Source organism: Streptomyces gobiensis (genome assembly GCF_021216675.1).
Taxonomy (GTDB): Bacteria; Actinomycetota; Actinomycetes; order Streptomycetales; family Streptomycetaceae; genus Streptomyces; species Streptomyces gobiensis.
Genome location: NZ_CP086120.1, coordinates 2,885,232 through 2,908,739, shown reverse-complemented (window position 1 = coordinate 2,908,739; position 23,508 = coordinate 2,885,232). Strand labels below are relative to the sequence as shown.

Sequence of the window (23,508 nt, the reverse complement as noted above, 5' to 3'; positions counted from 1 at the left end):
TTCTTAACCTGCTGGGCGAGGGGCAGCCTGCGCCAGCCGGGCCGTATCCCGAACGTCAGCCGCGCGATGCTCCCTGCGGCCAGACCACATCCACCGGCACTCCCGCTGCACGAGCCTGCACCACGGTGTCCGCAGTGCCCCCACCCTTTCCCGAGGGCGGCCGCCCGTCCCACACAGCCACCAGGCGATCCGCCCGCTCCAGCAGCACCCGGTTCGCCGCCTCGTACGCCGCGCGGTTCGCGGTCTCGTGCGGCATCACCAGCGCCTCGGCCGCCGCGTCGGCGAGCCGATCGAAATCGGCCGCGTGATCAGGCTTCACCTTCCGCGCCCGATAGTCCTCCGACGGGATCACCACGATCAGCTTGCCACCGGCGTCGAGCACGGCCTCAGCGAAGACCGAGTCGGCGCCCTTCGCGATACACGACACCCCGACCAGATCGCCCTCATACCGCTGGAGCAGCTCGTCCTGGGCCGCTCGCACCAGCGGCACGGTCGGGTCGCTCAGATCCATGTGGCCGGTCACCGCGAGGGTCGTCACCGGGTCCTCCCTTTTCAGCTTGACAGCAGATCGCGGATGCTATCGCGCGCTTCCCGTACGGACCTTGGAGCATCTCGTCCCACGGTGTACGGGTAGAGGTGAGCGAGCTGGGTGTGGACGCGGCCGGACCTCGTGCGCGCCGCCGCAGCGACAGCTCGGTGCGTCTCGTCCGTGGCGGTCCTGATGTCACCGGCAAGGAACGCGCACTTGGCAAGGCCGATCCGGTGCAGGGCGTGGCCGCCCTGCTTCTGGGCCTCTGTGGGCGAGAGCGTGCCGGATGGAGGCGGCTGCGGGCTCGGCGTGCTGGCGCGGGTCCCGGCGGGCCAGGTCGAGCAGTCGGCCGCCGGTCACTCCGGCGAGCGCACGAGGCCCCCACCGTGTGATGGGGGCCGCGAGCTGTTCCCCCGCAGTAACGGGGGCGCGTACCGTTCTGAGTGCGACCGCAGAACGGCTTACGCAACGGAGTTCAGCATGCCACAGAGCACCGACATGTCGGCAGAGCACCCGCAGACCTTCGGGCAGCGTGTACAGAAGCACCGCACACGCAGGGGGATTACCCGAACTGTCCTCGCGGGACTGGTCGGGCGCTCCCCGGAGTGGGTCAAAGCCATCGAGAACGACCGTATCAGCATGCCCAGGCTGCCCCGGCTACTACGCCTCGCCGAGGCCCTCGGCATTGACGACATCGCCGAGCTGACCGGAGACGAGCGGATCGCCAGGAGCCGCTATGCCAAGCGTTCTCACGAATCTCTGGATACCGTCCGCACATCCCTGGTCTCCTCCCCCGTAACTAGCGGTCCGGACGAGCCGGTAGACCTGTCCGCCTTCGCTGCACGAGTCGCTGCGGCCTGGCGTGCCTGGCACTCCAGCCGCGAGGAACGGACCGCTGTGGCACCGCTGCTGCCGGGACTGCTTGTTGACGGCCGTCGGGCGTTGCGCGGGCTCGACGGCACGGAGCGTCGTGAGATGGCCCGTCTCATGACGCAGGTCTACCACCTGACGCAGCTGTTCTGTACGTTCCAGCCCGCCCCTGAGCTGGTCTACATGGCATCCGACCGAGCGATGCTGAGCGCTGAGGACGCTGACGACCCGGCAGCCATGGCCGGAGCTGCTTGGTACCTGAACCACGTGTGGCGGGACGCGGGGGAAGCCGCAGACGCCAGGGTAGAGATCGCTCTTCGTATCGCCGACATGCTCCGCTGCGAATCCTCCCGGGAACACCGGGCGCTTTACAGCCTGATGCACCTGGCGGCTGCCCTGTCGTACGCCAAGACCGGCCGGGAAGGCGAAGCCTGGCATCACCACGACAAAGCCGGGCGTGCGGCCCGCGACACCGACGGGTACACGCACCCCTGGCTGATGGTCGGAACCGGCATGGTCGAGCACTACGCCGTCACCATCCACCTTGATCTTCAGCAGCCCGCACGGGCGCTCGACATGGCGAAGAAGATCGACCCTTCGGCACTGCCGTCCCGCACGCGCAAGTCGCGGTATCTGGTGGAGATCGCCCGTGCCCATCACCAGCTCGGCAACGATGACGCGGCGGTGTACCAGATGAGCAAGGCGCGTGAGGTGTCCCTCGATACGTTCGGGTTTTCGCTGTTCGCCAAGTCGATGGTCTCTGACATGTTGCCGAGGGCTTCCGCCTCCAGCGCGGACGATGTGCGGGACCTGGCGCGGACGCTGAACCTGACCGTCTGATCGGGTAGGAAACCTACCCCTCCGCGAGGGGGTAGGGACTGTACCCCTTGCCCCCAGCAGGCGCCCCTACGGTCGGTTGTCATCTAATCACCGACCTGCCGGGGGATCCCGTGCCGACCTACCTCAATCCCGCTACACCGTGGAGACCGCCCACCGGGCCTGATGTGCAGGTGATGCCTGCGGGACGGTGGTGGGACATGGTCCGTGTGCCGCGCTGGCTCGGCGCGCTGGCGCTGCCACGACTGGGCGAGGACTCTGGTGCCGTGATCGAGGACGGCTTCGGCCGTGTCTGGTACTGGCTGATCCCGCCAGGCACGGCTGACGGCTGGGAGCTCCGGCACGTCGTTGTGCTGGGCGAGACATGCCATGTCGCCGTGCCGCCCCAGTGGTTCACGGAGGGGCCTGGTCTGCGCTGGCGGGTACCGCTTGCCCCGGGCCGCTACCTGACCGACCCCGAGCTGCTGCACAAGGCACTGACAGCCGCAACAGCTGATGCCCTCGGGCCCAGGGCGTAACCGATTCATGACCCTGCCACAAGAAGACCCCGGCAAGGTGGCGAGACCTCCCGGGGCGTGGCCGACCTACGCAGGAGATCGACATGAGCATTATCCACGCACTGACCGCTCTGGCCAGAGCAGCGATCACGGCCCTGTACGGGCTGGAGGAACGGCACCCGATGCACCCGATCGCCCCGAACCCGCCCCAGCCGCCCGCTCCAGCGCCCGCGCCGCCCCCTACGCCGCTGCCCCGCCACCGATCACCGTACGGGCTCGACGAGCCGCTGTGCGCCGACGCGTTGCCCCTGGTGCGGCCGTACGTCGCGGCCGAGGAGCAGCGTCAGCGCCGCCAGGACTTGATCGCGGCCGCGCAGTTCAACACCGACACGGACCCCTACGTGTACAGGGGTGCGCTGTGACCACCGGCAAGGAGCTGTGCGGCGCCACGCACCCCGAACACCCGCTGCCCTGCCGCCGTGCCGCCGACCACGGCGACCTGCACCGCGACGGCAACGGCACCGCATGGATCGACCCCAGCGGCACGCTGGCCTGGTCCATCGCGGTCCTGATGGCAGCCGACCAACTACTCGCTGAAGTGGCGGCCGACCCGCACGACACCGACGCCGACCAACTCTGGCGCACCTTCCTCGACCACGCCGTCCAGTGCACCCCATGCACCGCAGGCGATGACTGCAACCAATCGCGCCAACTACTCACCGAATACCGCAACGCACTACGGCACCAAGAGGTATGACCTGTGCCCTGTACGGCAGGGTCCCAAGATTCGGAAGGGGAGGTAAGAGGAAAAGGCCCTACGTTCGGAGGCCTGCGAAGGCTGTGCGGACTACCGCTTCGGCAACCTCCTCGCTCGTGCCGTGACCGCCCCGCTCCGGCCGGTACCACTCCACAATGGAGTTGATCATCCCGAAGAGCAGTCGGGTAGCCAGCCGGACATCCACATCCGGCCGCAGATCGCCGTCCGCCGCCGCCTGCTTCAGCAGCTCCGCGACCCGGTGGTCGAACTCCCGGCGCCGGGCCATCGCCCAGCGCTCGGTGTCCGTGTTGCCGTGCACGCGCAGCAGCAGCGTGACGTAGGGCAGCTCGGCCATCAGGACCTCGGCGGTGCGCCGCGTGACGTACTCAAGGCGTTCGATGGCCCGCCCCGTACGCGCGGCGGGCTCGTCGAGAATGCCGAAGAGACCGTCCAGCGCCCGGCTTATCGCCCGGCGCAGCAGTTCCTCCTTGCCCCGGACATGGTGGTAAATGGAGGACTTGGAGATCCCGGCGGCCTTGGAGAGGTGCTCCATCGACGTACCGTCATAGCCGCGCTCGTTGAACACCCGCACAGCGACCGTGAGGAGGGTTTCGGGTGTGTACGTATCGCGCTTGGCCATGGTCATGATTGTGCATCCTGCCTGCGGAGCTTCCGTCGGAGGAGGGCCTGTGAGGGGGCGTAGCGCCCGGTGGGATAGCAGGCGTGCAGTCGGCGCAGTACCTGCTCCACCCACTCCGGGCCGAGGGCGTCGCCCCACTCCAGGGGGCCGCGTGGATAGTTCACCCCGAGCCGCATCGCCGTATCGATGTCCTCCTCGGTCGCTACGGACCGGGCCAGCGCGTCCACGGCGAAGTCGGCCAGCATCGCGACCGTACGGGCCACGATCAGCCCGGGAACCGGCTCGATCACGCTGACCTGCTTGCCCAGGGCCTGGAAGAGGCCGGTCGCCGCCCGGCGGTCCCCCGCGGAGACGGGGTCGGCGGGGGCGAGGGCGATACGGGCAGCCGTCCGGTAGTCCAGCGCGAGGTCGAAGTGGATCTCGGGGCCCTGCGGCGCGTAGCCGTTGGCCAGCAGCAGGCGGCCGCCCCCGGGCAGAGCGATGTAGCCCTGCCCGGTCACGCCGACCCGGTCGGCCTTGATACCGGCCCCGGCCAGCAGCTCCGGCAGTACGGCGGCGGGGCCCAGGTCGCCATGGACCTCCACCGCCTCGGGCGCCGGGCAGGCCGCCGCGGTGTGCGGCGCAGGGGACGGCTCGTCCTCGGGGCCGTATCCGTACCATCCCTGGCCCGACTTGCGGCCGAGCTGACCGGACTGTACGAGGCGGCGCTGGGCGAGGGAGGGCGTGAACTTCGGGTCCTGGAAGAAGGAGTCCCATACGGACGTGGTCACGGCCTCATTGACGTCCTGGCCGATCAGATCGGTGAGCTGGAAGGGGCCCATCCGGAAACCGCCGCACTCGCGCAGCACCGCGTCAAGGGTGGCCGGGTCGGCGGCCCGCTCCTCGTAGACCCGGAACGCCTCGGCGTAGAAGGGGCGGGCTACGCGGTTGACGATGAAGCCGGGGGTGTCGGCGCAACGGACAGGGGTCTTGCCCCAGGCGGTGGCGAGGTCGTACGCCCGGTCGGCGGCCGACGGGTCCGTCGCGTGGCCGCTGACCACCTCGACGAGCGGGAGCAGCGGCGCGGGGTTGAAGAAGTGCAGGCCGACACAGCGGCCCGGGAAACGCAGGGCGGCGGCGATGGCGGTGACGGAGAGCGAGGAGGTGTTGGTGGCGAGGAGGCAGCGCTCGCTGACGACGGATTCCAGGGCGCTGAACAGCTGCTGTTTGGCGCCCAGGTCCTCCAGGATCGCCTCGACGACCAGGTCCGCGTCGGCCAGTTCACCCAGCTCTCCGGCCGGATGCAGCCGGGCCGCCGCGGCGGCCTGCTCCTCGGCGGTCAGCTGGCCCTTCTCGACGAGGCGGTCAAGCCGGTGGCCGATCGCGGCGGCGGTCTGCGCGGCCCGTTCCGGCGCCACATCGTGCAGCCGGACCCGGTGCCCGGCGACCAGCGCGACCTGGGCGATGCCCTGGCCCATGGTCCCGGTGCCCACGACGGCGACAGTGCCCACGGTGTCCATTCTTGCCCCCTTGTCCCGACCGATCGTTCGGTTACTCTAACTCTGTCTACCTGTACCTGCCCATCCATCGCCCACCTCGACGAGGAGTTGGTCCCTGATGGCCGCCGCACTCAACGCAGTGCAGTTGATCGAGAAGCACCGTCCCACGCTCGACCAGGCGCTGGACACGATCCGTAGCCGGGCGTACTGGTCGCCGTATCCGGAGCACCCGAAGGCTTACGGCGCCGAGCATGGCTCGCTGAGCGCCGCCGACGGTCAGGCGGCCTTCGACGCGCTGCGCGGCCGGCGCTTCGAGCTGGACCAGCCCGGCGAGGACGGCTGGACCGGCGGCGAAACCTCGCCGTACGGCATCAAGCTGGGCATCGAGTACCCGCACACCGACCCCGATGTCCTGCTCCCCGCGATGCGCGAGGCCATGCCCGCCTGGCGGGCGACGGGCCCCGAGACCCGGGCGGCGGTGTGCCTGGAGATCCTGGCCCGGATCAACGCCCGTACCCATGAGTTCGCCCACGCGGTCATGCACACCAGCGGACAGGCCTTCATGATGGCCCTGCAGGCGGGCGGGCCACACGCCCAGGACCGCGGCCTGGAGGCGGTGGCCTACGCCTACGTCGAGCAGGCCCGCACCCCGGACTCGGCGCACTGGACCAAGCCCCAGGGCAAACGCGACCCGCTCCAGCTGGACAAGCGCTTCACCCCGGTTCCGCGCGGCATCTCACTCCTCATCGGCTGCAACACCTTCCCCACCTGGAACGGCTACCCGGGCCTGTTCGCCTCGCTGGCCACCGGCAACCCGGTCCTCGTCAAGCCGCACCCGCGCGCGGTGCTGCCGCTGGCGCTCACGGTACGGATCGCCCGCGAGGTGCTGGCCGAGACGGGCTTCGACCCCAACCTGGTCTCACTGGCCGCCGAACGGGACGGCGAGGGCATCGCCAAGACCCTCGCCGTACGCCCCGAGATCCGCATCATCGACTACACCGGCGGCACCGCCTTCGGCGACTGGCTGGAGGCCAACGCCCGGCAGGCGCAGGTCTTCACGGAGAAGGCCGGAGTCAACACCGTCATCATCGACTCCACCGACGACTACCAGGGCATGCTGGCCAACCTGGCGTTCTCCCTCTCCCTCTACAGCGGCCAGATGTGCACCACCCCGCAGAACCTGCTGATCCCCCGGGACGGCATCGCCACCGACGCCGGGGACAAGTCCTACGACGAGGTGGTGAGCGACCTCGCCACGGCGGTGGACAAGCTCCTCGGCGACGACGCCCGCGCCAACGCCCTGCTCGGCGCCATCGTCAACCCCCAGGTCAAGGAGCGCCTGGAAGCGGCCCCCGCGCTGGGCGAGACCGCCCTGGCCTCCCGCACCATCCGCCACCCCGACTTCCCCGAAGCCACCGTCCGCACCCCGGTCATCGTCAAGCTGGACCGGGCCAAGCCGGACGCCGAGGAGTCCTACCTCAGCGAGTGCTTCGGCCCGGTCTCCTTCGCGGTCGCCATGGACTCCACGGAGGACGCGGTGGCGCTGCTGTGCCGCACGATCCGGGAGAAGGGCGCGATGACCGTCGGCGCGTACACCACGGACCCGAACGCCGAGCGGCTGATCGAGGACGCCTGCCTCCAGGAATGCGCCCAGCTGTCGCTCAACCTCACCGGCGGTGTCTACGTCAACCAGACCGCGGCCTTCTCCGACTTCCACGGCTCCGGCGGCAACCCGGCCGCCAACGCGGCGCTATGCGACGGCGCCTTCGTCACCCCCCGCTTCCGCACGGTGGAGGTACGCCGCCCCGCCTAGGCCCTGTCGACCAGTGGTAGAGGGCCATCGCCACGCTGGTGGCCAGGTTGTAGCTGGATACCTGCGGGCGCATGGGCAGGGCCACCAAGTGGTCTGCCCGCGCCCGCAGTTCCGGGGAGACCCCGTGCCGCTCCGTACCGAAGGCGAGCAGCGCGTCATCGGGGATGGCGGTGGCCCGGATATCCGCCCCTTCCGGGTCCAGGACATACAGCGGCCCACTCGGCAGTGCGTCCGGCGTCACCCGCTCCACCGCCGTGGCGTAGTGCAGCCCGGCCCCGCCCCGCACGGCATTGGGGTGCCAGGGGTCGGCGCCCCCGGTGGTCACCACCCCGGTCACCCCCATCCCGGCCGCCAGCCGGACCACGGCCCCGATGTTGCCCAGGTTCCGCGGCTCCTCCAGCACCACCACGGGGGCCCGGCGCGGCAGCCCGCCCAGCACGGCCAGGTTGGCCTGCCGGTCCGGGCGCTCGGCAAGCGCCGCGACCCCGGTCGGATGCGGCCGGGGCACCAGCCCCCGCAGCGTCTCCCGGCCCACCTCGACCGCCAGCGCGTCAAGCCGCTCCGCGATATCCCCCGCCAGCTCCTCACCCAGCGCCAGCGCGGCGGCCCGGTCCTCGACGAGCACCGTCCGCACCCGGGCGCCGAACCGCAGCGCGTGCTTGAGTGCGTGGAAGCCGTCCAGCAGTACGGCCCCGGCCGGGGCGGCCCGCCACGCCCGTACCGCGTCCTGGGCGTCGTGGATATCGTCGGTATCGTCCCTGGTCACCGCCCCAGCCTACGGCTCGCCCGGGTCCCCGGGTCACAGACCGCCGGTGAAGAGCAGGCGGTTGAGCGAGGTCTCGTCCACCGTGAGAACGCCCTTGGTGGAGGTGTTGTTGAGCCATGTCGTGACGGTCGCCGCGTCGGCGTTCGGGTTCGCGGTCTTGTAGAGAGCCGCGACGCCCGCGACGTGCGGCGCGGCCATCGAGGTCCCGTCCAGCGTCCTGCTGCCGCCGCCCAGCCTCGCGGAGACGATCTGGGCACCCGGGGCGTACAGCGACAGGCACTCGCCGAAGTTGCTGAAGCTGGTCTGCCTGTCCTGCTGGTCGGTCGCCCCGACGGTGAACGCCCGGTCCGCGCTCGCGGGTGAGACCTGGCAGGCGTCCTTGGCGTCGTTTCCGGCCGCGGCGACCGGCAGAACGCCCCTGGTGGCCAGCGTGTTCACGGCGCGGTTTGTGGCCGGGGAGCGGTCGTCGCCGAACGAGGCGTTCAGCACGGCGGGCTGGCGGGCGTTGTCGGCCACCCAGTCGAACGCGGCGATGACCCCGGACAGGGTGCCCTCGCCCGCGCAGTCGAGCACCCGCACGCTGACCAGCGTGGCCTGGCGTGCCACCCCGTACGTGGCGCCGCCCGCGGTGCCCGCGACATGGGTACCGTGACCGTGGCAGTCCCGGCCCCGGCGGCCGTCGCCGATGGCGTCGAAGCCGAAGACGGCGCGCCCGCCGAACTCGCTGTGGAAGTAGTCGATGCCGGTGTCGGTGATGTAGATGCTGGCGCCCAGGCCACTGCGGTTGACGTTGAACTGGCCATCGAGCGGCAGGTTCCGCTGATCGATCCGGTCCAGCCCCCAGCTGGCGGCCGGCACCCGGGCGCCCCGGGCGGCACGGCCGGTTGGTCTCCTCGCGGCGGTCTCGGGAACGGACACCGCGCTGTCCTCCTCGACGGCCGCGACGCCGGGGAACTTCCGTACCGCTGCCAGCTGATCCGGGCTGAGGCTGGCGGCGAATCCGCGAAGGGCCGTCTTGTACTGGAAGAGCGGCTTCACACCGAGCTGGCTGGCCGCGGCCGCCACGTCGGTCTTCGGCTCCAGCGTGACGATGTACCGGCCCGGCAGGGCGTCGGCCGAGCGGTGCAGCGGAGCGGGAGCGCGGTCGGCAGGGGCGGTGGGGGCGGTGGTGGGCGTGGGGTCGTGGTCGGGGTGTGCTGCGGCTGCCGGGGGGAGGACCAGCGGGCCGAGCAGCAGCAGGGCGGCTGCCGCGGTACGCGAGAGCATGCGCATTCGGTGCTCCGTTCGGAACGGTGATCGCGGTCGTTCGGCCAGTTGATCTTTCGTCCCCGGCACGCGCCGACTTGAGCCGCGTCAATCGAACGGTCGAGCGGAGGCGGGCCCGTACGAGTGCAGCAGCGCCACGCCATGGGAGCAGCCCAGCCGTGGCTTCGAACACCGGGTGTGCGGCGGGTGAAAAACGGCTCGCGCGTGCGTCACGTTACGTGACCGAATAGCCACCATGAGAGACGCGTCGGGGTCGGACACCACTGACCCGAACCAGAGCGAGGAACTGCGGTTTGTGGATGTGACGGGCAGTCACGCGAAGGCCGCAGCAAAGATCACTACCGGGGATTGGCCCGTCGGCTGCCCCATCTCGTACGCCGGTCCCTCGCCCTCGCGTGGCGGGTGGACCGGCGCGCCGCGATGGGGCTGCTGGTGTGCCAGACCCTTGCGGGGGCGATGCAGGCCTTCGGGCTGCTGGCCATCACCGGCACCATCGCGGCGCTGGTCGGTGACGGCGATATCGTCCAGCGGCTCGTCTCCGCCTGGCCCTCGCTCGCCGTGCTGGCAGGGGCCGCCGGGGTCCGGGCCGTGCTGGGTATCACCGTGACGTGGCTGTCCTCCCGGCTCGGGCCGCTGATGGCCCGTGAGGCGGAGCTGATGATGCTGGACGCGGCCGTCAACGCCGAGCTGGCCGCCTATGACAGCCCGGGCTTCGACGAACGCCGGGAGGCCGCCGACCGGGGAGCGGAGCGGACGCCGGATCTGATCGGCGAGGGCCAGGAGGTGCTGGCCGCGACCGCCTCACTCATCGCCGGGGCCGGAGTCCTCGCGGTGCTGCATCCGTTGCTGCTGCCTCTTCTCGTGCTCGCCTGCCTGCCGCAGGCCGTAGCGCAGACCCGTGCCGCCCGCGTCCGCTATCTGTCCGCGCTCGGGATGTCCGGGCACAGCCGCATGCTGGGCGTCCTGCGCTGGCATATGTGCAATCACCTCGCCGCCGACCAGGTCCGCGCCGGCACCATGGGCCGGTTTCTGGTCGGCAAGTACCGGCGGATCAACGACCGCGTCAACGCCGCTGAACGCCAGGCGGTGAACACCGGCGCCCGGATGGCGCTCACCGGGGCCCTGGTCGGCGGCGTCGGCTCCGGGATCGTCTGGTTCACGCTGCTGTGGCTGCTGGCCAGCGGCCGTATGTCGGTGGCGAACGCCGGCGGGGCGGTCTTCGCCCTCCAGACCGCCGGGCAGGCTGTGCGGGGCATCGTGAGCGGTGGCGCCCGCATGATGCGCTTCGGTTTCTACCTGGACGACTGGCGGAACTTCCTGGAGCAGGCCGGGGGTTTCCGTATGCGACGCGGCCAGGCCCAGCCCAAGCCGCCCGCCGAAGTGGCGGCCAGGGACGCGGTCTTCCGTTACGAGGAGGCCGACAAGGATGCCCTGCGCGGGGTCTCCCTCACCGTACGGCGAGGCGAGATCGTCGCCCTCGTCGGAGAGAACGGCTCCGGCAAGACCACCCTGGCCAAGCTCCTCACCGGTCTCTATCTGCCCACCACCGGCAGCGTGACCTGGGACGGAACAAGGACCGACGACATGGCCCCGGAAGCCCTGTGGGCCCAGGTCGCCATGGTTCCCCAGGACTACGCGCGCTGGCCGCTCACCGCGCGGGAGAACATCACCCTCGGGCAGCCCACGGAATACGGCGACCAGGCGGTCCACGCCGCCTGCGAAGCATCCGGAGCCGGGGAAGTCATCACCGGCCTGCGCTCCGGCCTCGGCACGCTGCTGGCCCGCGAATGGCTCGGCGGCCAGGAACTCTCCGGCGGCCAGTGGCAGCGCATCGCCATCGCCCGCGCCTTCCACCGTCAGGCGGGACTGCTGGTCATGGACGAACCCACTGCCGCGCTGGACGCCCGCGCCGAACACCGCATCTTCACCGGCCTGCGTGAGCTCGCTCAGACCCGCGCCATCGTCCTGATCACCCATCGCCTCGCGAATGTGGCCGCGGCGGACCGCATCGTCGTCCTTGACCGGGGCCGCATCGTGCAGGAGGGCCGCTTCACCGAGCTGACCAGCCGCCCCGGCCTGTTCCAGGACCTGTGGCGACTGCAGATGGACCGCAGCAACCAGCCGGAGCTGGCAGATGACCGGGTGACAGACGACCGGTGACCGGTGACTACCGGTGCCTGGTGACCGGTGAAGTGCGGTGCGGGTGAGTGCTGCCTACGGGCGGTGACTCACCCGCTCCGCGTCCGGTTCCGGGTCCAGGTCCGGGTCCGGCACGACCGGGGACCGTGGGCGGGGGACGGCCGGGGCCTGCGGAGGCCGACGGCGGAACCGTCCCAGGAGCCCACTGGACCGCGCGCCCAGCCACAGCAGGAACGCCGTCGGCAGGAAGACCGCGTCGGCGGCGATCATCGCCAGAGAGAAGAAGGGCAGTCCCAGGATCACCGCGATCGAGGCGTGTTCCAGGATCATCACCGCGAGCAGCACGTTCTTCACGCGCCGGTTGAAGAGGGTGAAGGGGAAGGCGACCTGCACGATCACGGTGCCGTAGGTGAGGATCAGGATGATCAGGCCGCTGTTGCCCAGGGCCTCGGAGAGGGCGGGCCAGGGGGCGAAGTAGTCCAGATGCATGGGGTAGTAGACGGCGGTGCCGTCCTGCCAGCGGGACCCCTGGACCTTGTACCAGCCCGCCGTGGCGTAGATCAGACAGACTTCGACGATGATCACGAAGAGGGCGCCGTTGTGCACGAGATTCGCCAGCGCGTCACAGACGGCCCGTGGTTCGCGGGGGGCGAAGCGGCGCAGTGCCCACCACGCCGCGTATATGCACCACAGCGTCCAGAGAACCGGTGCCCAGCCGAGCAGCGGCAGCGGCCCGCCCTGGCTGTCGAACCAGGTCAGCAAGCCCAGTCCGGTGGCGAGGGCCAGGACGATGCCGGACGCCGTCCACAGCAGGATGCCGGTGATGTCGGGGTTCTGTGCCCCGGGGTCGCGCCGGGCCCGGCGGGCGTCCAGCGACCAGACCTGGCCGCAGCGGGTGAGTACGAGATACATCGCCAGCAGATGGATGACGTTGTCGCCGCCGTCTCCCATGAACACGCTGCGGTTCTGCAACGACAGCACGCCGATCATGAAAAGCACCGACATGCCACGGGTGCGCCAGCCCAGCAGCAGGCCGACGCTGGCCGCGATGGCCAGCAGATAGACCGTCTCGAACCAGACACCGCTGTCGGTCCACAGCAGCACCGTAAAGGCCCGGTTGCCCTCGACCAGCCGCTCGGCGAGCGCCCAGCTCCAGGGCGAGTCCGGGCCGTAGAGCTCATGGCGGTGCGGGAACTCACGCAGCAGGAAGACCAGCCAGGTGAAGGCGAAGCCGATCCGGACGATCGCGGTCTGATACGGACCCAGGGCCTGCCCGGTGATCTTGGAGAAGCCCCGGATGAGCGCTCCGTCGAAGCGGGCGCTGAGCTTGGCCTTGGGGGGCACGGGCCTGGGAACGGCCGTCTGCGGTGTCATCGCGCACCCCCGGGAATGTCCTCGTCGGTCACCGGCCACCAGGGCAGCACCCGGTACTTGGTCTCGGTATCGACCTTCTCCCCGCTCCACGGTGGCGGGGAGACCGCGCTGGTCGCGGAGCGGACCTGGATCTGCCGCACCTCATCGGGCGCCGTCCGCGCCCCGGTGGCGAGCCGCAGCAGCACGATCCGCTTGAGATACGCCTCGGAGAGTTCGCCGCGCAGACCCGTGCGCTTGTTGTCCGTGTCATGGGAGTTGTTGAAGAAGTCCCAGGCACGGCGGAGTTCGTTCTGCGAGATATGGCTGGGGGCGAAGCTTCCGCGTATGTTCTCGGCGTCGATGGCGGTGAGATTGACCCAGCCGGTCCGCTCCAGTACCCCATCGGGCTTACGGATGTCGGCACGGGCGTGCACGGCTATGTTCTGCTGCAGTGGGTTGGGGGCGAACAGCTTCCAGTTCTGCTCGTACTCCGGGTACACGTATCTGTCGATCGTGGCGCCGTGCTGCTTGGTGAGTGTGTTCGACGGCGCGACATGAAGGAAGATCATGCCGAGGTGGACCGCGACGGCCACCGCGGCCACCGCGACGGCGATCGCCAGGATCACCCGTGACGATGGCGAGAGGGCCATCACCCCACTGTTCGGGGCGCCCTCTCGCGCCTCAGCTTCTGACTCCATCCCTGCCCGTTCCCTCGATCCGCTCCCCAGAGGTTAGTCATTCTCTTGACACCCTGTAGCGCCGCCGCCCACCATTGGACCGAACGATCGGTCGGTTGGTCGGCTCGGGCAAGGGAGCTCAGCATGACGACAGTGCTGCCGGAACGGGATCCCGGAGCAGGTTCTGGAGGGTCCGGGGCGGATGAATCCGCCTTCGCGGCCGCCTTCGAGACCGCCGTCGCGGCGGATGAGCGGATCGAGCCACGCGACTGGATGCCGGACGCCTACCGGGCCACCCTGGTGCGCCAGATCGCCCAGCACGCGCACTCCGAGATCATCGGCATGCAGCCCGAGGCAAACTGGATCACCCGCGCGCCCTCACTGCGCCGCAAGGCGATCCTGATGGCGAAGGTCCAGGACGAGGCCGGGCACGGGCTGTATCTCTACAGCGCCGCCGAGACCCTGGGCACCGGCCGCGCTGAGCTGCTCGACAAGCTGCACAGCGGCCGCCAGAAGTACTCCTCGATCTTTAACTACCCCACGCTGACCTGGGCCGACGTCGGCGCCATCGGCTGGCTGGTGGACGGCGCGGCCATCACCAATCAGGTGCCGCTGTGCCGCTGCTCCTACGGTCCGTACGCCCGTGCGATGGTCCGTATCTGCAAGGAGGAGTCCTTCCACCAACGCCAGGGATACGAGCTGCTGCTGGCCCTCAGCCGGGGCACCGAAGCCCAGCACGAGATGGCACAGGACGCCGTGAACCGCTGGTGGTGGCCCTCGCTGATGATGTTCGGCCCGCCCGACGACGAGTCCGCGCACTCCGCGCAGTCGATGGCCTGGAAGATCAAGCGGCACTCGAACGACGAACTGCGCCAGCGCTTTGTCGACATCTGCGTCCCTCAGGCCGAGGCGCTGGGCCTGACCCTCCCCGACCCGGAGCTGGCCTGGAACGAGGAGCGCGGGCACTACGACTTCGGCCCCATCGACTGGGCGGAGTTCCACAGCGTGCTGAAGGGCAACGGCCCCTGCAATGAGCAGCGGATCACCCAACGGCGACGGGCCCATGAGAACGGCGCCTGGGTACGTGAGGCGGCGACGGCCTACGCCACCAAGCACACCGCCGAGCACGCCACTCAGCAGGTGAAGGGGGACGAGCGATGAGCAGCAGTGACTGGCCGCTGTGGGAGGTCTTCGTCCGCGGCAGGCGGGGCCTGTCACACACCCACGCGGGGAGCCTGCACGCCCCCGACGCGGAAATGGCGCTGCGTAACGCCCGGGATCTCTACACCCGCCGGGGCGAGGGCGTATCCATCTGGGTGGTGCCGTCCGCCGGGATCACCGCCTCCTCCCCGGACGAGAAGGACCCCTTCTTCGAGCCCGCTGCCGACAAGCCCTACCGCCATCCCACCTTCTACGAGGTCCCCGAGGGGGTGCGAAACCTATGAGCAAGGCAGCCCTGGCACTTGGGGACGACGCCCTGATCATCTCCCACCGGCTGGGGGAGTGGGCGGGCCACGCCCCCGTTCTGGAGGAGGAGGTCGCACTCGCCAATATCGCGCTGGACCTGCTGGGGCAGGCCCGTACGCTGCTCTCGCTGGTCGGCGAGGAGGACCGGCTGGCGTATCTGCGCGAGGAACGCTCCTTCCGCAACGTTCAGCTGGTGGAGCAGCCCAATGGCGACTTCGCCCAGACCATCGCCCGGCAGCTGTACTTCTCCACCTATCAGGAGCTGCTGTACGGGGAGCTGGCCGGTGGTGAGGAGCCCATCGCCGCACTGGCCGGCAAGGCGGTGAAGGAGACCGCGTACCACCGCGACCACGCCGAGCACTGGACGCTGCGGCTGGGCGACGGTACCGAGGAGAGCCACGAACGGATGCAGCGCGGCCTGGACACCCTGTGGCGGTACACCGGTGAGCTCTTCCAGCCCGTGGAGGGGCTGGAGGTCAACTGGGACGCCCTTCAGGCCACCTGGACGAACAGCGTCACCGCCATCGTCGAGCAGGCCACACTGAAGCTGCCCGAGGGCCCGCGGCAGAGCCCGTGGGCGGCGGGCGCGGGCCGCCAGGGCATCCACACCGAGCCCTTCGGCCTCCTGCTCGCCGAGATGCAGCATCTGCACCGCAGCCACCCGGGGGCGTCATGGTGACGGCCCTTGAGGAGGAGCTGCGGCAGCTGGCGGGCGCGGTCCCGGACCCCGAGCTGCCGGTGATCACCCTGGCCGAGCTGGGCGTCCTGCGCGGTCTGCGCCTCACCGGCCCCGGCCGGGTCGAGGTCGAGCTGACCCCGACCTACACCGGCTGCCCCGCCGTCGAAGCCATGTCAGCGGACATCGAACGCGTCCTGCGCGACCACGGCATCCCGGAGGTCTCCGTGCGCAGGGTGCTCGCCCCGGCCTGGTCCACGGATGACATCACGGCCGAAGGCCGCCGCAAGCTGGCCGAGTCCGGCATAGCCCCGCCCCGGCCCACCGGCCCCGCCCCCGGCCCCGTCACCGTTGATCTCGCCATCCGCTGCCCGCAGTGCGGGTCCACGGACACCACCCTGCTGAGCCGCTTCTCCTCCACCGCCTGCAAGGCCCTGCGCCGCTGTGAGTCCTGCCGCGAGCCCTTCGACCACTTCAAGGAGCTCCAGTGATCTTTCATCCGCTCCGGGTCGCCGAGGTCGAACAGCTCACCGATGACTCCGTGGCCGTCACTTTCGCGGTGCCGCCACAGCTGCGGGAAACCTTCCGCCACACCCCCGGCCAGCACCTCAACCTGCGCCGGATCGCCGACGGCGAGGAGATACGGCGCTCCTACTCCATCTGCACCGCGGCCACCGCCGACCCGGTCCTGCGGATCGGCATCCGGCTGATCGAGGACGGCTCCTTCTCCACCTTCGCCCTCAAGGAGCTCGCCGTCGGCGACACCGTCGAGGTCATGCCGCCTATGGGCCGCTTCGTCCTTGAGCCGCGCCCCGGGCACTTCGCCGCCATTGTCGGCGGCAGCGGCATCACCCCGGTGCTCTCCATCGCCACGACCCTGCTGGAGCGCGAGCCCACCGCCCGCTTCTGCCTCATCCGCAGCGACCGCACCGTGGCGGCGGCGATGTTCCTGGAGGAGGTCGCCGACCTCAAGGACCGCTTCCCCGACCGCTTCCAGCTGGTGCACACCTTCTCCCGTGAGGAACAGCAGACGGGCCTGCCCTCCGGACGGCTGGACACGGAGCGGCTCGCCGCGCTGCTCCCGGCGCTGCTGCCGGTGACGGAGGTCGACGGCTGGTTCCTGTGCGGGCCGTATGGACTCATTCAGGGCGCGCAGCGGGCGCTGACCGGACTCGGGGTGGCCGAAGACCGTATCCACCAGGAGATCTTCCATGCCGCCGACGCCCCGGCGGCCCCCCGTACCTGGACCTCGCCCGGCGGCTCCACGGTGACCGCGACCCTGGACGGCCGCAGCGGCAGCTGGCCGGTCCAGGACGGCGAAACGGTACTGGAAACGGTGCTGCGCAACCGCGCTGACGCCCCGTACGCCTGCAAGGGCGGGGTCTGCGGCACCTGCCGGGTGCGGCTGCTGAGCGGCGAGGTGCGGATGGACCGTAACTTCGCGCTGGAGCGGGAGGAGCTGGACGCGGGCTATGTGCTGGCCTGCCAGTCCCATCCGGTGACCGGGTCCGTCGAGGTGGACTTCGACGCCTGACACCCCTAACCTGACGCCCCTGACCTGACGGGCCGTCAGCACAGGAATGAAAGGGGCGAGCAGTGGACTTCAGCTTCACCGAGGAGCAGCAGGCGGCCGTCGAGGCGGCCCGGGCCGTCTTCTCCGGCGTCGCCCCCGACGGCGTGCCCAGCCCTACCCTGGTGCCGGGCGCGGTGGACCCGGACTTCGACCGCGCCCTGTGGGGCAAGCTCGCCGACGCGGGCCTCATCAGCCTGCCGATCGACCCCGACCCCATCGCGCTCTGTCTGGTCCTGCGCGAATCGGCGAAGGTACTGGCCCGGGTGCCCCTGCTGGAAACCGGCGCCGCCGCGCTCGCCATCCGCCTGTACGGCTCCGAGGCGCTGCGCGACGGGCTGCTGCCCCGTATCGCCCGGGGCGAGGCGGCCGTCACCGTCGCCGCGCACGGCCGCACCGGCCATGAACCGGCCGAACGCGCGGTCGTGGCCCGCCGGGAGGGCGACGCCTGGCTCCTGGACGGCGTCCAGACCGCCGTACCCTACGCCCGTACCTGCGACCACGTACTCATCCCCGCGCACACCCCGGAGGGCCGCGCGGTCCTCGCCCTGATCCCCCGCACCGCCGAGGGCCTGACCCTCGCCTCCCAGGTCTCCACCAGCGGTGAACCCTATGCCGAGCTCCACCTCGATACGGTCCGTACCGACCCCGGCTCCATGATCACCGCCGAGGGCGCCGCCGACTGGCTGCACCGGCTGCTGGCCACCGGCACCTGTGCGCTGGCGCTCGGTCTGGGCGAGATGGTGCTGCTGATGACCAGCGAATACACCAGCAAACGCGAACAGTTCGGCTTCCCTGTCGCCACTTTCCAGGCGGTCGCCATGCAGGCCGCCGACCGCTATATCGACCTACGGGCGATGGAAGCCACGCTATGGCAGGCGGCCTGGCGGCTGGCCCCCACCGAGGTCGCCGTAGCGAAGATCTGGGCCGCCGAGGGGGTACGCCGTACGGTCCAGACCGCCCAGCATCTGCACGGCGGCCTCGGCTCGGACACCGACTATCCGCTGCACCGCTACCACGCCTGGGCCAAGCAGCTGGAACTCTCCCTGGGCCCCGCCGCGGCCCACGAGGAAACCCTCGGCGAGCTACTGGCAGCTCAGAGCACGTAAGCCGGATCCACGTCCCCCACCAACGGCCGCCCGGCCGCTTCCCAGGCCTGCATGCCCCCCTCAACGTTCACGGCGTCAAACCCCTGCCCCACCAAATACTGAGTCACCTGCGCGGAGCGGCCACCCACCCGGCAGACCACAAAAATCCGCTGGTCCCCGGCCTGCTCCGTCACCTCACCGAGGCGGGCGACAAAGCCGGACATCGGCACATGCAGCGCACCCTCAGCGTGCCCGGCCGCCCACTCATCGTCCTCCCGGACATCCAGCACGAACCCATCGGCCGGAACATCCCCGACCTCCACCGCAGGCAACGCCCCAAACTGCATCGATCCAACCTCTCCGTAGTACGCACACCGCGTTGTGGGCAGTCGTTCCGCAGGGCGTGGGGGCACCGCCCAGCGGTAGCTGGGGGAGGGTGGGCACAACACCCGGCCACCGTCCCGCACCGGCCACCCCCGGGGCCCCGGGGCCCCGGGGCCCCGGGGCCCCGGGGCGAAGCCCCGGTTCCGGGAAGGGGCGGGACAGGGGAAACCCACCGCGCTAGCCAACAAGCTCCGCCAGCCGCGCCTCCCGCTGCGCGACATCCGCAAGCAACTGCTCACCGATCTCGTTCAGCAACTGATCAGGATCATCCGGCGCCATCTTCAGCATGGCACCAATCGCGCTCTCCTCCAGCTCAGCCGCCACCTGAGCCAGCCACTCCTTGCGCTCCGCCAGCCACTCCAGCCGGGCGTACAGCTCCTCGCTGCGGCTCAGCCGCGCCCGCTGAGGCTGCGGCCCGGCCGCCCACTCCTCCGCGAGCTCGGTCAGTACGGCCACGTCGCCATCCGCGTAGGCCCGGTTGACCCGCACGATGAACGCATCGCGCCGCTCCCGCTCCGCCTCGTCCGAGGCCAGATCCGGATGCGCCTTGCGCACCAGCTCACGGAAGATCCGGCGGGCCTCCTCGCTCGGCCGTACCCGCTCCGGCGGCCGCACGGACTGCTCGGTGAGCATCGCCTGAGCCTCCGGCGACAGGCCCTCCGACTGGATCCAGCCGCCGAACAGCTCATCCACCCCCGGCATCGGCAGCACGGCGCCCCGCGCCTCACTCGCCCTACGCAGATCCTCCGGATCCCCGGACCGCGCCGCGACGGCCTCCGCGATCTGCGCGTCCAGCTCATCCAGCCGCGCGTACATCGGGCCGAGCCGCTGATGGTGCAGCCGGGAAAAGTTCTCCACCTCGATCCGGAAGGTCTCCACCGCGATCTCAAACTCGATCAGCGCGGTCTCCGCCGCCCCTACGGCCCGCTCCAACCGGTCCGTGGCGGGTTCCGGCGTCTGCTCCTGTGTCTCCGGATTCGTCACCGGGCCAGCCTACGTGCCGTCCGGCGGACCGCTCATGCCCGGAACTGCTCCGGGCACCGGGCCCCCTCTTCCGGCAGACATTCCTCCGCCCACCGGGTCAGCTCCACCATCGCGGGCTTGAGCGCCAGCCCCGCCTCGGTCAGCCGGTAGCAGACCCGCAGCGGCGGGCCCTCCTCCACGCACCGCAGCACCAGTCCCAGCGAGGCCAGCTCCGCCAGCCGGTCGGAGAGCATCCGCTCGCTGATGCCGGGGACCGCCCGCCGCAGCTCCGCGAAGTGACCGGGCCCGCTCATCAGCGCGGCGATGATCATCCCCGTCCAGCGCTTGCCCAGTACTTGGAAGACGCGGGTGAGCCCGTGCTCAGGCGAAGTGCAGCTCTCTTGTGGCTCAGCCATGACCCCAGAGTACTGCCCCGAGACAAGGGGCTGCGAAAAAGTAAGCACCTATGCTATGAATAGCAACAGGGGTAAAACTAGCTCACCTACGACTCAGGAGCACCGTCATGGCCACCCTGCTGCACCTCGACTCCTCGCTGAACGGCGACAACTCCACCTCCCGCGCCGTTGCCACCGTCTTCCGCCAGGCATGGGAGAGCCAGCACCCGGAGGGCAAGGTGATCTACCGCGATCTGGCAGCCGACCCCCTGCCGCACATCGACGCCGCCGCCTTCTACGCGGGCTACACCGACCCCGCCGAGCGCACCCCCGAGCAGCAGGCGGCCTTCGCACTGCGTGAAACGCTCATCCAGGAGCTGGAGGAGGCGGACGCGGTCCTCATCGGCGCACCGATGCACAACTACTCGATCCCCTCCACCCTGAAGGCGTGGCTGGACCACGTGATCGTCGTCGGCCGCACGGTGATGACCGAGCAGCCCTCCGCCGCCGGCAAACCGGTAACGGTCGTCGCCAGCCGGGGCGGCTCATTCGCCCCCGGCACGCCCCAGGAGGGCCGGGAGTACGTCCTGAACTATCTGCGGATGCTCCTGGGCGACTTCCTCGGCCTGGAGACCGACTTCATCGTCCCGGAGCTCACCATGGCCCCGGCCATGCCCGCAATGGCCGAACTGATCCCGCTCTTCGAGGCCTCCCGCACCAAGGCCCACCAGGACGCCGAGGCCAAGGGCAAGGCCCTGGCCACCAGACTCGCCTCCTGAACCTGACGGGCCGAGCCCGCAGCACACGCGACAGCCCCGCTGGTGGTCCAGCGGTGCTGTCGCCAGCTCCGCACTGGCTTCGGAACTAGTTCCGACGTACGTACGGTGAAAGGCATGACGACGACCGATGACGTCACGTTTTCCGAGTTGTCCAAGAGACCAGGTGAGGTGGCCGAGAAGCTGAAGGCGGCCGAGCGCCTGCGCATTACCCGGCGCGATGGGGCCGACCTGATACTGACCACATCTGAGCAGGAAGAGCGCCGCGACGAGGCGGTCACCACGATTGCCCGCACCTTTGCCGCGCTGGTCAAGACCGACGAAGGCGCCCGCGCCCTGCTGCTCTCGCTCCCCGAGATCTTCCCCTGGACACGTCACCTGTCCGCCGAGGAGGTGCGGGAGTTTGTGGTCGAACTGGTCCAGTCGGTGCAGGACGCCTCCGACATCGACGCATACGGCCCCGTGAACACCACCGTCGCCGCTTGGCGGTCCACCGCCCGGATCAAGGCCGACCCCGAACTGTACGCGGAGCTGACACGGCCCCTGGACGGCACCGACTACGGGCCGGTGAGCTGTCCGTGAGTCCGAAGAGGGGGCCCACTCTGCGGGGGTCAGCGCAGGGCAGGCCTGGCCGAGCTGCCTACGCGGACGGGCCGCTCAGCCGTGACGCCGACGCGCGGCCTGCACGTATTCGCTTACCGAAACAGAAGAAACGATGCCGTTATTCTGCCTCTGATGATATCGTTTGTGTATGTCGCGAACTGTGATCGACCTCGATGACGAAATGGTCGAAGAGGCCATGCGCCTGTACGGAACCAAGACCAAAGCTGCTGCTGTCCGGGCTGCCATGGAGGAGGGTGTCAGGACTCGCCTCCGTCGCGAGTTGGCTGATGCGATCAAGGCAGGGGAGTTTGACGACGTATTCGCCGAGATCCGTGCGAAGACCGGCCCCCGGGACCCGGAGGGCGCCCTGAAGCGTCGCACCGGGCAGGGGAATGCCGCGTGACCCAGCGGTACCTGATCGACAAGTCCGCTCTTGCCCGCTGGGGCAAGCCCGGCGTCGAACCAATGCTAGACAGTCTGAACGAGCGTGGCCTGCTCATCTCGTGCGGCGCCGTGGAGTACGAAGTCCTCTACAGCGCCCGCAACAAGGCAGAAGCGCTGCGACTGCGCACGATGCTGCGCTCGTTCGACTACCTGCCCATGAACGACGAGATCTGGGACCGTGCTCTGAAGGTGCAGAGCGAGGCGATGAACGCGGGCTTCCACCGCGCGTTGTCCCTGACCGATCTGCTGATCGCAGCCACCGCCGAGCGGTATGAGGTGACGGTGCTGCACTACGACGGCGATTACGACATGATCGCCTCGGTCACCGGCCAGGCCACGCAGTGGGTGGCCGAACCCGGGACTGCTGACTGAGATGTCCCTGGAAGCGACTGGCGCTGCCGCACCCGCCGCTGAAGGTCTGCTCGAGCTACTGGAGAGCCGGGGCCCGGAGGGAACGCAGAGAAGACCAGCGCGAACGGCTGGCCCGTCCTCGACCAGGCAAGTCTCCAGCGCATCGAAGGCAGCCATCTGTCCGTCCCACTCGCCGATGGCGCGGCGGCCACGATCCTGCTGTATGTGGCCCAGCGGTTCCTCTACGAGATCGACGCGAATGTCGAGCAGAACGAGATCACCGGCCACACCGCCGACCGTGCCATCGCGGCACCGTATGAGTCGAACTACCTGTCGGGCACGGCCATAGCGATCCGCCCGCTGCACTACCCAATCGGCGCCAAGGACGGCTTCTTCCCCGAGGAGCACCTCATCATCCGGGACATCCTCGCCGACCTCGACGGCGTCGTACGCTGGGGCAGCGACCTCAGCCCGGTCAAGGAATCCCACTTCCACATCGACGTCCCGCCCGGCGACTCCCGACTGAAGAAGGTCGCCGCCAAGCTGGAGGTCTGGGACCACACCCCAGGCCGAGGAGCCGGAACCATCGACGCCGTCGCCCCGAGCCGACGCAAGACCGCCCGGAAGCTTGAGCTACAACAGGTGGCATGACCTCAGTCAAGGTGCCGGAAAGTCACCCAACTCGGGGCAGCGCAGAACCGGGCTGCCCCGGGTCCAGCCTGACCAGCAGATCCGTGTCACGGAGGTCTGGAAGGATGCTCTCCGCACCAGCGGCCCGCGGCTCCTCCTCATTGCTACGCCCGGAGGCGACTGCGATGACACGGACTCGGCTTTCGTGACCTGCCTCGACATCCGCTGAGGTATCGCCGATCAGCGCCGTCTCCGTGGGCTCATGGGCTGCCCTGCCTTCGCTGCGGCGCGGCCCAACGCGATGCGTACAAGCTCGGCGCGTACGTCGTCGTCCTCGCCATAAGCGCCGATGTCCCAGTCGATGTGATGGTCCAGACCGAACGTCTGGAGCTTGATCTCGGCGACGCCGCGCACGTTCCCGGTGAGGACGGTCTGCGTCATACCCGGCTCAGCGGCCGAGGCGTCCAATGCCGCGGCAGCACCCGGCAGGGCGTGTCCGCGCTTGCGCAGCTCGGTGGCGCGCGTGTCCGATCAGCGTG

General features: G+C 69.8%; 28 protein-coding genes and 1 pseudogene. 17 read left to right on the top strand and 12 right to left on the bottom strand.

Going from position 1 to position 23,508, the window contains the following annotated elements; genetic code table 11:
* Positions 1 to 55: 55 nt before the first annotated feature.
* Positions 56 to 538 (bottom strand): hypothetical protein, encoded by a 483-nt coding sequence (locus test1122_RS13475; RefSeq protein ID WP_232269414.1) that lies wholly within the window; start codon positions 536 to 538, stop codon positions 56 to 58.
* Between the two features lie 471 nt (positions 539 to 1,009).
* On the opposite strand from test1122_RS13475, the gene test1122_RS13470 reads away from it, so the two are divergent.
* The 4 genes from test1122_RS13470 to test1122_RS13455 all read left to right on the top strand — a co-directional run bounded on the left by test1122_RS13470 (position 1,010) and on the right by test1122_RS13455 (position 3,490).
* Positions 1,010 to 2,239, top strand: a complete 1,230-nt coding sequence (locus test1122_RS13470; protein WP_232269413.1) for a helix-turn-helix domain-containing protein — start codon at positions 1,010 to 1,012, stop codon at positions 2,237 to 2,239.
* Positions 2,240 to 2,436: 197 nt separating this feature from the next.
* Entirely contained in the window at positions 2,437 to 2,754 is a 318-nt protein-coding gene (locus tag test1122_RS13465; protein WP_232269412.1) for a hypothetical protein, read from the top strand.
* A gap of 83 nt (positions 2,755 to 2,837) precedes the next feature.
* Positions 2,838 to 3,155 carry a hypothetical protein gene (locus tag test1122_RS13460; protein ID WP_232269411.1) on the top strand — a complete coding sequence of 106 codons (318 nt, stop codon included), beginning with the start codon at positions 2,838 to 2,840 and terminating at the stop codon, positions 3,153 to 3,155.
* On the top strand, positions 3,152 to 3,490 hold the full coding sequence (locus test1122_RS13455; protein ID WP_232269410.1) for a hypothetical protein: 339 nt from the start codon (positions 3,152 to 3,154) through the stop codon (positions 3,488 to 3,490). The genes test1122_RS13460 and test1122_RS13455 overlap by 4 nt, the downstream gene beginning before the upstream one ends.
* A 58-nt stretch (positions 3,491 to 3,548) precedes the next feature.
* Here test1122_RS13455 and test1122_RS13450 read toward each other — a convergent pair whose 3' ends face one another.
* A complete protein-coding gene (locus tag test1122_RS13450) occupies positions 3,549 to 4,136 on the bottom strand; it encodes a TetR/AcrR family transcriptional regulator (protein WP_232269409.1) in 588 nt (195 codons plus the stop codon).
* Positions 4,133 to 5,629 (bottom strand): 3-hydroxyacyl-CoA dehydrogenase, encoded by a 1,497-nt coding sequence (locus test1122_RS13445; protein ID WP_232269408.1) that lies wholly within the window; start codon positions 5,627 to 5,629, stop codon positions 4,133 to 4,135. Before test1122_RS13445 ends, test1122_RS13450 begins: the two co-directional genes overlap by 4 nt.
* Before the next feature lie 97 nt (positions 5,630 to 5,726).
* On the opposite strand from test1122_RS13445, the gene paaN reads away from it, so the two are divergent.
* Positions 5,727 to 7,421 (top strand): phenylacetic acid degradation protein PaaN, encoded by a 1,695-nt coding sequence (gene paaN / locus test1122_RS13440; RefSeq protein ID WP_232269407.1) that lies wholly within the window; start codon positions 5,727 to 5,729, stop codon positions 7,419 to 7,421.
* Here the strand turns inward: paaN and test1122_RS13435 are convergent.
* Positions 7,378 to 8,187 carry a TrmH family RNA methyltransferase gene (locus tag test1122_RS13435; protein WP_422396979.1) on the bottom strand — a complete coding sequence of 270 codons (810 nt, stop codon included), beginning with the start codon at positions 8,185 to 8,187 and terminating at the stop codon, positions 7,378 to 7,380. The two genes, paaN and test1122_RS13435, sit on opposite strands and share 44 nt — an antisense overlap.
* A 33-nt stretch (positions 8,188 to 8,220) precedes the next feature.
* Entirely contained in the window at positions 8,221 to 9,459 is a 1,239-nt protein-coding gene (locus tag test1122_RS13430) for a S8 family peptidase (RefSeq protein ID WP_232269406.1), read from the bottom strand.
* Between the two features lie 229 nt (positions 9,460 to 9,688).
* On the opposite strand from test1122_RS13430, the pseudogene test1122_RS13425 reads away from it, so the two are divergent.
* Positions 9,689 to 11,613 (top strand): annotated as a pseudogene (locus test1122_RS13425) (ABC transporter ATP-binding protein).
* Positions 11,614 to 11,667: 54 nt separating this feature from the next.
* Here the strand turns inward: test1122_RS13425 and test1122_RS13420 are convergent.
* Positions 11,668 to 12,966, bottom strand: coding sequence for an HTTM domain-containing protein (locus tag test1122_RS13420; RefSeq protein WP_232269405.1), 1,299 nt, complete (start codon positions 12,964 to 12,966; stop codon positions 11,668 to 11,670).
* Positions 12,963 to 13,643 carry a DUF5819 family protein gene (locus test1122_RS13415; RefSeq protein WP_232269404.1) on the bottom strand — a complete coding sequence of 227 codons (681 nt, stop codon included), beginning with the start codon at positions 13,641 to 13,643 and terminating at the stop codon, positions 12,963 to 12,965. Before test1122_RS13415 ends, test1122_RS13420 begins: the two co-directional genes overlap by 4 nt.
* 123 nt (positions 13,644 to 13,766) lie before the next feature.
* Between test1122_RS13415 and paaA the strand changes: the two genes are divergently transcribed.
* The 6 genes from paaA to test1122_RS13385 all read left to right on the top strand — a co-directional run bounded on the left by paaA (position 13,767) and on the right by test1122_RS13385 (position 18,444).
* The gene (gene paaA, locus test1122_RS13410; RefSeq protein ID WP_232269403.1) at positions 13,767 to 14,783 is read left to right on the top strand and encodes a 1,2-phenylacetyl-CoA epoxidase subunit PaaA; all 1,017 of its coding nucleotides are present in this window, start codon (positions 13,767 to 13,769) and stop codon (positions 14,781 to 14,783) included.
* Positions 14,780 to 15,067 (top strand): 1,2-phenylacetyl-CoA epoxidase subunit PaaB, encoded by a 288-nt coding sequence (gene paaB, locus test1122_RS13405; RefSeq protein WP_232269402.1) that lies wholly within the window; start codon positions 14,780 to 14,782, stop codon positions 15,065 to 15,067. The genes paaA and paaB overlap by 4 nt, the downstream gene beginning before the upstream one ends.
* Positions 15,064 to 15,768 (top strand): 1,2-phenylacetyl-CoA epoxidase subunit PaaC, encoded by a 705-nt coding sequence (paaC, locus tag test1122_RS13400; protein WP_232269401.1) that lies wholly within the window; start codon positions 15,064 to 15,066, stop codon positions 15,766 to 15,768. The genes paaB and paaC overlap by 4 nt, the downstream gene beginning before the upstream one ends.
* A complete protein-coding gene (gene paaD / locus test1122_RS13395; protein ID WP_232269400.1) occupies positions 15,762 to 16,256 on the top strand; it encodes a 1,2-phenylacetyl-CoA epoxidase subunit PaaD in 495 nt (164 codons plus the stop codon). The genes paaC and paaD overlap by 7 nt, the downstream gene beginning before the upstream one ends.
* Entirely contained in the window at positions 16,256 to 17,299 is a 1,044-nt protein-coding gene (locus test1122_RS13390) for a 2Fe-2S iron-sulfur cluster-binding protein (protein WP_232271897.1), read from the top strand. Before paaD ends, test1122_RS13390 begins: the two co-directional genes overlap by 1 nt.
* Before the next feature lie 62 nt (positions 17,300 to 17,361).
* Positions 17,362 to 18,444 carry an acyl-CoA dehydrogenase family protein gene (locus tag test1122_RS13385; RefSeq protein WP_232269399.1) on the top strand — a complete coding sequence of 361 codons (1,083 nt, stop codon included), beginning with the start codon at positions 17,362 to 17,364 and terminating at the stop codon, positions 18,442 to 18,444.
* On the opposite strand, the gene test1122_RS13380 is transcribed toward test1122_RS13385, so the two are convergent.
* From test1122_RS13380 to test1122_RS13370, 3 genes are all read right to left on the bottom strand, one after another.
* Positions 18,432 to 18,770 carry a rhodanese-like domain-containing protein gene (locus test1122_RS13380; protein WP_232269398.1) on the bottom strand — a complete coding sequence of 113 codons (339 nt, stop codon included), beginning with the start codon at positions 18,768 to 18,770 and terminating at the stop codon, positions 18,432 to 18,434. The genes test1122_RS13385 and test1122_RS13380 overlap by 13 nt on opposite strands.
* 214 nt (positions 18,771 to 18,984) lie before the next feature.
* Positions 18,985 to 19,791 (bottom strand): hypothetical protein, encoded by an 807-nt coding sequence (locus test1122_RS13375; RefSeq protein WP_232269397.1) that lies wholly within the window; start codon positions 19,789 to 19,791, stop codon positions 18,985 to 18,987.
* A 32-nt stretch (positions 19,792 to 19,823) separates the two neighbouring features.
* A complete protein-coding gene (locus test1122_RS13370; protein WP_232269396.1) occupies positions 19,824 to 20,186 on the bottom strand; it encodes a winged helix-turn-helix transcriptional regulator in 363 nt (120 codons plus the stop codon).
* Between the two features lie 107 nt (positions 20,187 to 20,293).
* On the opposite strand from test1122_RS13370, the gene test1122_RS13365 reads away from it, so the two are divergent.
* The 5 genes from test1122_RS13365 to test1122_RS13345 all read left to right on the top strand — a co-directional run bounded on the left by test1122_RS13365 (position 20,294) and on the right by test1122_RS13345 (position 22,990).
* Entirely contained in the window at positions 20,294 to 20,944 is a 651-nt protein-coding gene (locus test1122_RS13365; protein ID WP_232269395.1) for an FMN-dependent NADH-azoreductase, read from the top strand.
* A 114-nt stretch (positions 20,945 to 21,058) separates the two neighbouring features.
* A complete protein-coding gene (locus test1122_RS13360; protein WP_232269394.1) occupies positions 21,059 to 21,523 on the top strand; it encodes a prevent-host-death family protein in 465 nt (154 codons plus the stop codon).
* Between the two features lie 169 nt (positions 21,524 to 21,692).
* Positions 21,693 to 21,947 (top strand): type II toxin-antitoxin system VapB family antitoxin, encoded by a 255-nt coding sequence (locus test1122_RS13355; RefSeq protein ID WP_232269393.1) that lies wholly within the window; start codon positions 21,693 to 21,695, stop codon positions 21,945 to 21,947.
* Positions 21,944 to 22,360, top strand: coding sequence for a PIN domain nuclease (locus test1122_RS13350; RefSeq protein WP_232269392.1), 417 nt, complete (start codon positions 21,944 to 21,946; stop codon positions 22,358 to 22,360). Before test1122_RS13355 ends, test1122_RS13350 begins: the two co-directional genes overlap by 4 nt.
* Before the next feature lie 204 nt (positions 22,361 to 22,564).
* Positions 22,565 to 22,990: a hypothetical protein gene (locus test1122_RS13345; protein WP_232269391.1), complete on the top strand. Its 426-nt coding sequence runs from the start codon at positions 22,565 to 22,567 to the stop codon at positions 22,988 to 22,990.
* 22 nt (positions 22,991 to 23,012) lie between these two features.
* On the opposite strand, the gene test1122_RS13340 is transcribed toward test1122_RS13345, so the two are convergent.
* Both test1122_RS13340 and test1122_RS13335 read right to left on the bottom strand, forming a co-directional pair.
* Positions 23,013 to 23,210: an HAD family hydrolase gene (locus tag test1122_RS13340; protein ID WP_232271896.1), complete on the bottom strand. Its 198-nt coding sequence runs from the start codon at positions 23,208 to 23,210 to the stop codon at positions 23,013 to 23,015.
* Positions 23,210 to 23,410, bottom strand: a complete 201-nt coding sequence (locus test1122_RS13335) for an HAD family hydrolase (protein ID WP_232269390.1) — start codon at positions 23,408 to 23,410, stop codon at positions 23,210 to 23,212. The genes test1122_RS13340 and test1122_RS13335 overlap by 1 nt, the downstream gene beginning before the upstream one ends.
* Positions 23,411 to 23,508 lie beyond the last annotated feature (98 nt).